This is a genomic window from Pseudomonas sp. (assembly GCF_030696055.1).
Lineage (GTDB): Bacteria > Pseudomonadota > Gammaproteobacteria > Pseudomonadales > Pseudomonadaceae > Aquipseudomonas.
In genome coordinates this window covers 1-10,524 of record NZ_JAUYNP010000327.1, presented here as the reverse complement: position 1 = coordinate 10,524, position 10,524 = coordinate 1, and the positions used below count along the sequence as shown (strand labels likewise).

The 10,524-nt window shown below is 66.7% G+C and carries 9 protein-coding genes and 1 pseudogene; all 10 read right to left on the bottom strand.

Features of this window, described 5'->3' with window-relative positions:
• Nucleotides 1–61: 61 nt before the first annotated feature.
• The 10 genes and pseudogenes from Q8Q83_RS19735 to Q8Q83_RS19690 all read right to left on the bottom strand — a co-directional run bounded on the left by Q8Q83_RS19735 (nucleotide 62) and on the right by Q8Q83_RS19690 (nucleotide 10,169).
• Nucleotides 62–505 (bottom strand): excinuclease, encoded by a 444-nt coding sequence (locus tag Q8Q83_RS19735; protein ID WP_305625830.1) that lies wholly within the window; start codon nucleotides 503–505, stop codon nucleotides 62–64.
• 63 nt (nucleotides 506–568) lie between these two features.
• A complete protein-coding gene (locus tag Q8Q83_RS19730) occupies nucleotides 569–1,804 on the bottom strand; it encodes a beta-ketoacyl-ACP synthase (RefSeq protein ID WP_305625829.1) in 1,236 nt (411 codons plus the stop codon).
• Complete coding sequence (gene fabG / locus Q8Q83_RS19725) at nucleotides 1,804–2,532, bottom strand: 3-oxoacyl-ACP reductase FabG (protein WP_305625828.1); 729 nt, start codon at nucleotides 2,530–2,532, stop codon at nucleotides 1,804–1,806. Before fabG ends, Q8Q83_RS19730 begins: the two co-directional genes overlap by 1 nt.
• A gap of 90 nt (nucleotides 2,533–2,622) precedes the next feature.
• The gene (locus Q8Q83_RS19720) at nucleotides 2,623–3,087 is read right to left on the bottom strand and encodes a hotdog family protein (protein ID WP_305625827.1); all 465 of its coding nucleotides are present in this window, start codon (nucleotides 3,085–3,087) and stop codon (nucleotides 2,623–2,625) included.
• A gap of 77 nt (nucleotides 3,088–3,164) precedes the next feature.
• Nucleotides 3,165–4,379 (bottom strand): annotated as a pseudogene (locus tag Q8Q83_RS19715) (beta-ketoacyl-[acyl-carrier-protein] synthase family protein); the annotation flags it as partial.
• Nucleotides 4,379–4,879, bottom strand: a complete 501-nt coding sequence (locus Q8Q83_RS19710; protein WP_305625826.1) for a hypothetical protein — start codon at nucleotides 4,877–4,879, stop codon at nucleotides 4,379–4,381. The pseudogene Q8Q83_RS19715 and the gene Q8Q83_RS19710, both read right to left, overlap by 1 nt.
• Nucleotides 4,880–4,882: 3 nt before the next feature.
• The gene (locus tag Q8Q83_RS19705; protein ID WP_305625825.1) at nucleotides 4,883–6,127 is read right to left on the bottom strand and encodes an NAD(P)/FAD-dependent oxidoreductase; all 1,245 of its coding nucleotides are present in this window, start codon (nucleotides 6,125–6,127) and stop codon (nucleotides 4,883–4,885) included.
• Nucleotides 6,114–7,271 (bottom strand): sodium:proton antiporter, encoded by a 1,158-nt coding sequence (locus Q8Q83_RS19700; protein WP_305625824.1) that lies wholly within the window; start codon nucleotides 7,269–7,271, stop codon nucleotides 6,114–6,116. The genes Q8Q83_RS19705 and Q8Q83_RS19700 overlap by 14 nt, the downstream gene beginning before the upstream one ends.
• Nucleotides 7,268–9,619: an MMPL family transporter gene (locus Q8Q83_RS19695; protein ID WP_305625823.1), complete on the bottom strand. Its 2,352-nt coding sequence runs from the start codon at nucleotides 9,617–9,619 to the stop codon at nucleotides 7,268–7,270. Before Q8Q83_RS19695 ends, Q8Q83_RS19700 begins: the two co-directional genes overlap by 4 nt.
• Nucleotides 9,609–10,169, bottom strand: coding sequence for an outer membrane lipoprotein carrier protein LolA (locus Q8Q83_RS19690; RefSeq protein WP_305625822.1), 561 nt, complete (start codon nucleotides 10,167–10,169; stop codon nucleotides 9,609–9,611). Before Q8Q83_RS19690 ends, Q8Q83_RS19695 begins: the two co-directional genes overlap by 11 nt.
• Between the last annotated feature and the right edge of the window lie 355 nt (nucleotides 10,170–10,524).

Genomic DNA, 10,524 nt, shown 5'->3' with positions numbered 1-10,524 from the left:
TTGCTGGCCGCGCTGGCCGGCACCTAGGCCGAGTGCGGCCAGCAGGGCGAGGGCCAGGTGCTTATTTGACATTGGCCAGGTTTCCCTTGAGGGCCACACCCGCCATCAGCGCGCCGGCGTGGCATTCGTACTTCTGGCTGTCCTTGTATTCGACATTCTTGTAGTTGCTGGCAATCTCGACCACGGTATTGGCGCCGGCGGCTTTTGCCGCGTTCTGCAAGCGGATCAGGGCCGATTGTAGCGCCCAACTGCAGGCACCCTCATCGCTCTTGTTGAAGGCGTTGGTCTTCTGGCTGGTGGTCACGCCGGATTTGATCAGGCTGACGTTGCCCGCAGGCTTGGTGCCGGCCAGGTAGAACTTCACGCTGCCATCCAGGCGCCCGGCATTGGTGGCCTCCTGCACGGCGGCCTCGAAGGGCAGGAAATGGGCGGTGTCACGAGCCTGGCTGACTGCCGGCAGCAGACTCAGACAAAACACTGCGAGGGCCCAGGATTTGGCGTTCATAGGTTGCTCCTTGCTATGAGATTGGCGGGGTGGCTGATGCCGCTGCAAGTGTAATCCAGCCTCTTAGTTCCAGCGGCGGAATATCAGCGAGGTATTGACCCCGCCGAAGGCGAAATTGTTATTCATCACATGCTGATGGCTCATGCTGCGGAACTCGCCGCGCAGGTAGTCCAGCTCGCCGCAGGCCGGGTCGATATTTTCCAGATTGAGCGTCGGCACATAGCTGTCCGCGTTCATCATCTCGATGCTGAACCAGGACTCCAGCGCGCCGCAGGCGCCCAGGGTGTGGCCGAGAAAGCTCTTCTGCGAGCTGATCGGCATCTGCGTGCCGAACAGCTCGCTGGTGGCCAGGCTTTCCGCCACATCGCCCTGGTCGGTGGCGGTGCCGTGGCCGTTGACATAGCCGATGGCGGCGGGCGTCAGCCCGGCATCCTGCAGGGCCAGCTGCATCGCCCCGCGCATGGTCGCCTGCACCGGCTTGGTGGCGTGCTGGCCGTCGGAGTTGCAGCCGAAGCCGACTATCTCGGCATAGATGGTGGCGCCTCTTGCCTGCGCATGTTCCAGCTCTTCCAGCACCAGCATGCCGGCGCCTTCGCCTATCACCAGGCCGTCGCGGCCGCTGTCGTAGGGGCGCGGCGAGCTGTGCGGGGCGTCGTTTTTCAGGCTGGTGGCGTACAGCGCGTCGAACACCATGGCCTCGGTCGGGCACAGCTCTTCGGCGCCGCCGGCCAGCATCATCGGCAGGCGGCCGAACTTGATCGCCTCATAGGCGTAGCCGATGCCCTGGCTGCCGCTGGTGCAGGCGCTGGAGGTGGGAATCAGGCGCCCCTTAAGGCCGAAGAAGATGCTGATATTGGCCGCGGTGGTGTGCGGCATCATGCGGATATAGGAGTTGGCGTTGAGGCCGTCGGCGACGGAATTCAGCAGCATATTGCCGAACGCCTTGATCTCGTCGGTGCTGCCGGTGGACGAGCCACAGGCTACGCCCATGCGGCCGTCCTGAATGCGCGGGTCGCCGAGCAGGCCGGCATGCTCCAGGGCGCGCTCGGCGGCATACACCGCCAGCTTGGCCACCCGGCCCATGCTGCGGGTCTGCTTGCGCGTCCAATGCGCAGGAGTGGCGAAGTCATCCACCGGGCCGCCCAGGCGGGTATTCAGCTCGCTGAATCTATCCCACTCGTGCATATAGCGAATGCCGCTCTTGCCGGCTTTAAAGTTCGCTTCGATCGTCGGCCAGTCGCTGCCCAGCGAGGTCACGCCGGCCATGCCGGTGACCACAACCCGTTTGCATCCGTTCATCAGCACAACCCACCGTTCACCGCGAGGACCTGGCGGGTAATGTAGGCCGCCTCCTCGGACATCAGAAAATTCACCGCCCCGGCCACTTCTTCCGGGGTGCCCATGCGCGCCGCCGGGACCATCTTGAGGATTTCCTCCACCGGCACCTGCTCATCGAGTATCTCGGTATCGATCAGCCCCGGTGCCACGCAATTGACCGTGATCTTGCGCTTGCCCAGTTCGATCGCCAGGGCCTTGGCCGCGCCGATAATTCCGGCCTTGGAGGCGCTGTAATTGACCTGGCCGCGGTTGCCGATCAGCCCGGACACCGAGGTGATGCAGACGATGCGTCCCGGCTTGCGGCGGCGGATCATCGGCATCGTCAGCGGGTGCAGGACATTGTAGAAACCATCCAGATTGGTGCGCAGCACCAGGTCCCAATCCTCCTCGCTCAGCGCCGGAAAGGCGCCGTCGCGGGTCAACCCTGCATTACACACAACCCCGTAATACGCGCCGTGCTGTTCGATATCGGCCTCCAGGGCCTCGCGGCAGGCGGCGCGCTCGGACACATCGAACTGCAGGATGCGCGCCTGCTGGCCCAGCGCCTCGATCTGCGCCTGCACCGCCTCGGCATCAATGCGCCGCGAACGGCAGTGCAGCACTATATCGAAGCCGGCGCGGGCCAGACGCAGGGCGATGGCCCGGCCTATGCCGCGGCTAGAACCTGTGACCAGAATGCTTTCAGTCATGGGCCCTTCCTCCATCTTGCGGCGAATGGCGCGCCACGCTGGCGCGGACTATAGGGCCGCGGTTGGAGCCGGTGACCAGAATGCTTTCGCTCATGACTGGGGTTCCTGAAAATCTTCCTGAAGATAGCTGGCCACCTGGGGCGGGCGGAATACGTTGAGGCGGGCGAAGGCTTCGATGCCAGGGCCAGAAAGCTGGCACTCGAACACGCCCATGCCGTTGTCGTCCTGCAGCGAGCGCAGGGCCTTGATGTGCAGCGTGCTGCCGGCCGGAAAGCGCTCGACATTGCACTGGAAATTACGCGTGCCCAGCAGAAAGCCCAGTTCCACCGGCGCGCCGGCCTGGCGGGCCTGGCAGCCGGCATAGGCGGCCACGCTCTGCGCCATCAACTCGATGCCGACCCAGGCCGGCAGGCTGCCATCGGCCTGGTTGAACAGGCCGCCGGGGCGCACGCAGAGTTGGGTCTCGATGTCCTCGTCGGCAAAGCGCAGGACCTTATCGATCAGAATCATGTCGCCGGCATGGGGAATCAGTTCGGCGATAGGCCAGGGGGTCATGCTGCGTCTCCAGGTGCTTCAGTCTGCATGTCACCCGGCTTTTCACCGGGCTCTGCGCTCAGCTCTTCACCCAGCTCCTCACCCAAAAGCAGGCTGATATTGTTGCCGCCAAAGGCAAAGGAATTGCTCATTAGCCGGCGCGGGCTACCGCCGCGTAGGTGGGTTCCTGGCTGTAGCAGGTTCAAGCTGGGCAGCGCCGGGTCGGCCTGGCCGTCCCACAGGTGCGGCGGCAGCAGCTGGTCCGGGTTGTACGGGCTCAGGCTTAGCCAGCAGAAGGCCGCTTCCAGGGCACCGGCGGCGCCTAGACAGTGACCGGTCAGGGGTTTGCTCGAGGAGCAGGCCACGCCTTGCGGGAAGATCGCCTGCACCGCCAGGCTTTCCATGGCGTCGTTATGGGTGGTGGCGGTGCCGTGCAGATTGAGATAGTCGATCTGGCTGGCGCTGATGCCGGCGGCGGCCAACGCCTTGCGCATGGCGGTCTGCGCACCGAGGCCCTCGGGTTGCGGCGCGGAAATATGGTGGGCGTCGGAGCTGGCGCCGCCGCCGAGCAGGGCGATGGGAACGGCTGCGCTGTCCCTGCTCATCGGCTCTCTAGTCATCGGCTCTTTGGTCATAAGAAAGAGCGCCGCGCCTTCGCCGATATTGATGCCATGGCGATTGACCGAGAACGGATTGCAGCGCTCGGCGGACACCGCTTCCAGCGCCGAAAAGCCGTTCAGGGTCAGGTGGCAGAGGCTGTCCACCCCCCCGCACAGCACCGCATCGCAGACTCCCAGTTGCAGCAGGCGCTGGGCGCTGAGCAGCGCCCGCGCACTGGAGGTGCAGGCGGTGGAGATGCAGTAGCTCGGCCCGCTCAGGCCCAGCCAGGCGCTGAGGAAGTTGGCCGGCGCGGCCAGTTCCTGCTGGGCGTAGTCATAGTGCGGCGGCAGGCTGCCCTGGTTGAGGTACTGGGCGATGCTCTGGCTGGCTTCCTCGATGCCCGAGGTGCTGGTGCCGAGGACCACGGCGATGCGATCCGCGCCGAACTGGGCGATGGCGGCGCGAATCTCGTCCTCTATCTCCAGGGCGGCTGCCAGCAGCAGCTGGTTATTGCGGCTGGAGGCATGGCTCAGCTCCGCCGGCAGTTGCGGCAGGCTGCCGGGCACCGCGCCGACGGTCAGGGTACGTTCGGCGACCCAGCCGGTTTGCGCGCGCATGCCGCTGGCGTCGCCGGCAAACAGCGCCGCCGCCACCGCGTGCTTGCCTTGGCCGAGGGCGCAGTTGAGGCCCAGGGCATTCAGGTAACTGGCCATCAGGGAGCCTTGTCGTCGGGCAGCTGGCTGACCCGGTAATGCAGGTCGGGCGCGCTGTGCAGGGTGAAATCCAGGGGCGCACGGTAACCGATTCGCCAGCCCGGGTTAAGCCATCGCTGCCCGCCGGTCAGGTTGCGCCAGTGCCCGTCGGGATAATGCTCGGGCAATGCGGCCGCTGGCGTCAGGGCAAATAACAGGGCGCTAAAGAGTTCGCGGGCCTCGGCATTCGGCGGCAGCAGGCCATCGTCCTGCCATTGCCCGGCCTGCAACAGCTGGCGCGCCAGGGGTACGCCCAGGGGGTCGAATAGCGAGGCGCGCAGGGCGCCCTGCTCATCCTGCAGCACCAGCCACCAGGTCTGCTGGTTGCCGGCCTGTTCGCGCTGTACCTGCAGGGCCAGCGGCAGCGCCGCGGCGAGCGGGGGCAGCGCGGCAGGCAGCGGCGTGCGCGCGGCGCAGGCGGCGAGCAGCAGACACAGGCTGGTGAGCAGCAGACGCTTCATCGCTTAGCCTTGGGCGCAGAGTTCGGCGAGTACGCGCAGGCGCCGCTTGGGTTCGGCGACATAGGGGTTCTGCTGATCCCAGGCGTAGCCGGCGAGGATCGAGCAGATCATCCGGCGGATTTCCGGCTGGGACTTCTCGAAGAAGATCACGTCCTGGAAGCTGCCGTCGTACCAGCCCTCGACATAGGCGCGGAAGGTATCTACGCCGCGTTTCAGCGGGATGGCGAACTCGTTTTCCCAGTCCACCGCTTCGCCGCCCAGCTGACGGTGCAGCAGGCCGGCGGCCATGCTCGCCGAGCGCATGGCGATGGTCACTCCGGAGCTGAACACCGGGTCGAGGAACTCGGCGGCGTTGCCCAGCAGGGCGAAGCCCGGGCCGTGCAGCGCCTTGACGTTGGCCGCATAACCGCCGAGGGCGCGCGCCGGAGTGTCCCACACCGCGTTCTGCAGCACGCGGGACAGCGAGGGTGTTTCCGCGACAAATTGCTTCAGGCAGGCATCCAGATCTTCAGGGCGCCCGGCAAAGCGGGTGGCATCGGCGACCACGCCCAGCGAGCAGCGGCCGTTGCTGAACGGGATGGTCCAGAACCACAGGTCGCGCATCTCGGGGTGGGTGGTGACGAGGATCTTCTCACGGTCGAAGGCCGGGTCAATGATGCGGTCCTCGATATGGGTGAACACCGCCTGGCGCACCGGGAAGTCGGACGGCAGGTCGAGGTCGAGCAGGCGCGGCAGCACCCGGCCGTAGCCGCTGCCGTCGAGGACGAAGGCGCATTCCACCTGGTACTCATGGCCGTCGGCCAGGCGTTTGACGGTCAGGCGCGGGCAGTCGCTGGAGAAGTCGGCGGCGACGATTTCTTCCTCGTAGCGCACGTCCACGCCCTGGCGCGCGGCTTCGTCGGCCAGCACCTGGTCGAAGTGCGCGCGCTGCACCTGGAAGGTCGAGCCTTGCCCGGCGGTAAACTTGTCGCGGAAGTCGAATTCGCTGTAGCGCTCGCCCCAGGCGAAGGCCGCACCGTGCTTGGTCTGGAACCCCGCCGCCTGCACCGCCTCGAGCATCCCGGCTTCCTCGACGAAGTCCAGGCAGTGCGACAGCAGGCTCTCGCCGATGGAGAAGCGCGGGAAGCGCTGGCGCTCCAGCACCAGCACGTCGTGGCCGTTACGCTTGAGCAGCGCGCTGGCGATCGCCCCGGACGGGCCGGCGCCTATGACTACGACCTGACGTTGCTCGACTTCAAGGGATTTCATAACGGCTTCTGGCCTCGTTATTGGCGGTGATGGAGGGGCGCTTGCCGAGCAGGGCCGGCAGCAGCGTGGAAAACAGGCTCATCAGCAGCAGGCTGAAATACACCAGGGCATCGATCAGCTGCAGTTGCAGGAGCAGGTTGAGGAAGACGATCTCGGTCAGCCCGCGGATATTCAGGAACAGGCTTTCCTGCCACTTGATCCGCGCCGACGCCTGCGGGTCGGCCCAGTGCAGGCCCAGCCAGCTGCCGAGCACCTTGCTCAGCACCGGCAGCGCCAGCAGGGCGCCGAGGTAGAGCCAGGAGTAGTGCGCGCCGACGCCGTGGAAATCCACCCGCAGCACGCCGCAGGTGAGGATCAGCGGCACCGCCAGGCCATTCAGCAGCAGCTTCCACTGGCGCGCGGGCAGCGGCAGGCGGAACGGCTGGCGCAGCCAGGCCAGGCACAGCATATAGGCGATGCCGAACACCAGGGCGTTGAGTTTGAGCTGCTGGAACAGCAGCATCAGGGCGAAGAACGGCAGGCTGTAGAGCAGCGGCTGGCGCAGCTGCAGCAGGCGCAGCAGCAGCGGCAGGCCGGCGGCCAGCAGCGGCCAGAGCAGGGCGGCCGGATTGCTGCTGCCCTGGGCCAGGCCGAACAGGCTCCAGCACATAAAGTCCATCAGGATGGCCGCGTGCAGCAGGCGCTTGGTCGCCTCCGTCGGGTAGCCGATGCTCTGCAGGAACAGGTAGAGCACCGGGATAGCCGTGATCGAGAACAGCAGGCCGATGCCCACCGCGCTCAGCCAACTGCGCGCGCCGGGCAGCAGCCAGACGGCGCAGGCCAGGCCGGCCAGCAGCGGCAGCAGGAAGCTCGGCAGGGCGATCTTCAGGCAGGCGGCATTCACCTCCAGATCGATCACGTCGCTGAGGATATAGCCCAGCAGCAGGGCAAAGCACAGGCCGTAAGCCATATTCAGCCAGGCGGGGGCGAGTAGGTCCTGGGCCGTGAGCTGCCAGTGCGGCTCGACCCCGAACAACAGCAGCAGCGGAATCGCCAGGCTGGCGACCAGCAACTGGCCGACTATGGGGATCAGCCGGCGCCCGCCGATCAGGGTGACCAGGGCGTAGATCGCCAGGGCCAGCAGCCAGAACCCGATAACACTCATAACTGTATTCCCTTACCGGTTGGCGCCGTTGCCATTCGCTGCGTGCCGGCCCAGGGCGCCAGCAGAAAGCAGAACATCAGGCCCAGGCTGATGGCCAGGCCGAAATTGGCGATGGCCGGGGTGTCGCTGACCAGCAGCAGGCCGAACGACAGCCAGCTGGTCAGTGCCGAGAGCAGGGTGCCGAGCAGGCTGACCGCCGGCCCGCCGATATTCTCGCGCATCAGGATGGCGTAATCGACTCCGATGGCGGTGATCAGCAGCAGGCCGAACAGGCTGAACAGGGTCAGCGGCTGGCCCAGCCAGCCGAGACAGGCCAAGGCCGCCAGGGCGGCCAGCAGCGGCAGGCAGACCACCCGCAGGGCGCCGCCGAGGCCGAACGGCAGGCACAGCAACAAGAGGATCGCCACGCTGGAGACGAGTTTCAGTTGCGCGGCGCTAAGCTGGGTGGCGCCGAACAGCGCATTTAGCTCGCCGATGCGATCGACCAGTTGCACCCCCGGCAGACCCTCGGCGAGGGTCTTGAGTTGGGCGCTGTCGCTCAGCCCCTGCAGGCTGACCAAACCGGCCACTCCGCTATCAATCGGGCCCAGCCAGAGCGGCCGCCAGGCTTCACCCAGAGGGCTGGCCAGGGCCTGTTCTAGGCTCGGCTGTGGGTCGCGGCCGAGCTTATCGAGTTCCACCTGCAGGGCCGCCGGCGGGATGCCCAGGTCCAGCAGCGGCTGCCAGTGCTGCGGCAGTTGCCGCAGGGCGACGCGCAGCGGTTGCAGCTGGCTGTCGGCCGCCACCAGTTGGCTGAGGGCGCGGTAGCCGCGCAGCTGGCCGGCGGCCACAGCCTGATCCAGGCGTTGGCTGAGTTCGGCCTGGCGCTCTAGCAGTTGCTGCTCGTCGCTGGCACGTACCAGGAAGAACTGGCTGGTGGGTTGCTGTCCGGTCAGCTCGGCGATGCGCTTGGCCTCGCTCAACAGCTCTGGCTCCTGGCCCAGCCATTGGCGCAGGTCGTTCTGCGTGTGCAGCTGCCACAGGCCGCCGGCGCTGAACAGCAACAGCAGGCCGAGCAGCGGCGCGCTGCCGACTTTGCCCAGTAGGCGCGCGCGCCAGCCCAGCAGGCGTGCGCTGAAGCCGAGCAGGCTGGGCGGCGGGCTTAGGCGCAGGCCGCTGAGCCAGGCCGGCAGCAGGCACACCGAGCAGAGGTAAGCGCCGACCAAGCCGGCGGCGGAGAACAGCGCGACCTGGGTCAGCGCCGGGAACGGGGTGAAGGCCAGCGCCAGATAGCCGACCAGGTTGGTGCCCAGGCTCAGGGACAGGCCCGGCAGGGTGGCGCGCAGGGCGCTCCAGCTGCGCCAGCCGTCTGGGCCCCAGCTGTTGCTCCAGCTTTTACTTAAGTAGTGTTGCGGGTAATCGGCGGCCACCCCGATCAGGCTGGCGCCGAGCACCAGGGTCAGCGCGTTGATCTGGCCGAACACCAGCACGCAGGCCGTGCAGCCGGCCAGCAGGGCGACGCCTATGGGCAGCAGGCTGAGCAGCACCCGCGCGCGGCGGAAGGCCAACAACAGCAACAACAGGGTGCCGAGGGTGGCGCCACCACCGATCCAGCTGACTTCGCGAGTGGCCTTGGCCTGGCCGGCCGCGGCATACAGCACGCCACCGGCTGCCAGTAATTGGCCGCCTGCGGCATCGATCTGGGCGCGGGTGCTGGCGACCTGCGCGGCTATTAGCGGCGGCTCCTGCATATCGAAGGCGCTGCCACGGGCGTTGGCGCGCAGCATGGCCCAGGTTATGCCCTGGTCTTCCAGCAATAACGCGCCGCTGCCCAGGTCGGCCTGGATTCGGCTGCCGGGATTGAGCGCCTGCTGGGCGCGGGCGCCGAGGCCGAGCCAGTCCTGCTCGGGCGGCAGCAGGCTGAAGCCGGCAAAGGTATCGAACAGCTGGGCGGCGCGCTGCTCGATCAGTAGGCTCGGCTGCTCGATCAGCAACTGCCGATCGGCCGCCGGCAGCAGGGCCAGGCGGTTGCTGCGCAGTTGCTGGCGCAGTGCATCCAGGTCGCTGTCGAAGCTCCACTGCACATGGGCGAAGCGCCCGGAGTTGCGCCACTGCGTGCCTATCTGTTGCACCAGGGCGATGGCCTGCTCGCGCCGGGGGTGGCCGATCAACAGCAACAGCTCGCGGTTCAACGGCTCCTGCATGCGCTTTTCGGCCTGCTGCACCAGGACATCGCCGCTGCCTGCGGGCAGCAGCGCGAGCATATCCGCGGCCACCGGCGGGCCCTGGCGCCACTGCCAGGCGGCGAGGCACAGCAGGGCTGCTAGCAGGACTAGAAAGCCGCGTGGCAGCAGGCGTTCACTGAGCAAAGGCGCGGCGCTCCTGCTCACTCAGGGCGTCACCCGCCTGGCTGGCGGGCAGGCGCAGCACGGTGCGGTCGCCCTGGGTTTCGTGCAGTTCGATACGTTGCACCAGGCCTGCGCCTTCGATCTGGATGCGGCTGAATATCTGTTTCAGCAGTCGCGAATGCGGGGTCAGCGTTAGTTGCCAGGCGTCGCTGCTGCCGCTTAGTTGCAGGGCGAAGTCGCGGGCCAGGCCGCTGTGGTCGCCCTTGAGTACGGCGAGGAACAGGCGGCTCTGTTGGGCGGCGACATCCTGGCCCGGTTGCATTTGCCAGCCGTCGGGGCTGCGTTTGGCGATGCCCTTTGCGTCGATGCGGTAGTCCTGCTTCAGCGGGCTTTGCAGCTGCCAGAGCAGGCCCAGTTCGCTGCTCAACACGAACTGGCCGCGGCTGGTCAGGGGTTGGGGTAGGGCGCGCAGGTGCTTTTCCTGGATCAGCGGGCCGCGGACCACGGCGGGCTTGGCTAGCTGGGCGCTCAGTTGGTCCAGGTCAAAGGCAAAGGCGCTGGGGGCCAGCATTGTTAGGAGCAAGACCAGTGTGAGGTTGAGTATTGAGTCAGCCTTGCGCTTGGGTTGCGCCCCCTCGGGCGCGTCACTTTTTCTTGCTTGCCCAAGAAAAAGTAACCAAAAAGAAGGGCACCCCGACATCCGGGTCTCGCTACGCTCGACTGCCCTCGCTCCATCACCGCTCCAAGGGCCGGCGTACAAGGGCCATCCCTGGCCCTTTACGCCTTTCGCCGCATCCATGCGGCTCATCCCCTTGCGCGGCGATTGTGCTCGGCCGGCTGACGGGGCTAGTCTTGGCGCCAAGGTTTCTGTTGGGCAGGAGCTTGTGCAGTGGCTTTTGCCCTTCCCGGATTTCATCCGGGCTACG

Excerpts from the sequence above, each read along its gene's own strand:
- Q8Q83_RS19735 (WP_305625830.1), bottom strand. The coding sequence starts at position 505 with ATGAACGCCAAATCCTGGGCCCTCGCAGTGTTTTGTCTGAGTCTGCTG.
- Q8Q83_RS19730 (WP_305625829.1), bottom strand. The coding sequence starts at position 1,804 with ATGAACGGATGCAAACGGGTTGTGGTCACCGGCATGGCCGGCGTGACC.
- fabG (WP_305625828.1), bottom strand. The coding sequence starts at position 2,532 with ATGACTGAAAGCATTCTGGTCACAGGTTCTAGCCGCGGCATAGGCCGG.
- Q8Q83_RS19720 (WP_305625827.1), bottom strand. The coding sequence starts at position 3,087 with ATGACCCCCTGGCCTATCGCCGAACTGATTCCCCATGCCGGCGACATG.
- Q8Q83_RS19710 (WP_305625826.1), bottom strand. The coding sequence starts at position 4,879 with ATGAAGCGTCTGCTGCTCACCAGCCTGTGTCTGCTGCTCGCCGCCTGC.
- Q8Q83_RS19705 (WP_305625825.1), bottom strand. The coding sequence starts at position 6,127 with ATGAAATCCCTTGAAGTCGAGCAACGTCAGGTCGTAGTCATAGGCGCC.
- Q8Q83_RS19700 (WP_305625824.1), bottom strand. The coding sequence starts at position 7,271 with ATGAGTGTTATCGGGTTCTGGCTGCTGGCCCTGGCGATCTACGCCCTG.
- Q8Q83_RS19690 (WP_305625822.1), bottom strand. The coding sequence starts at position 10,169 with ATGCTGGCCCCCAGCGCCTTTGCCTTTGACCTGGACCAACTGAGCGCC.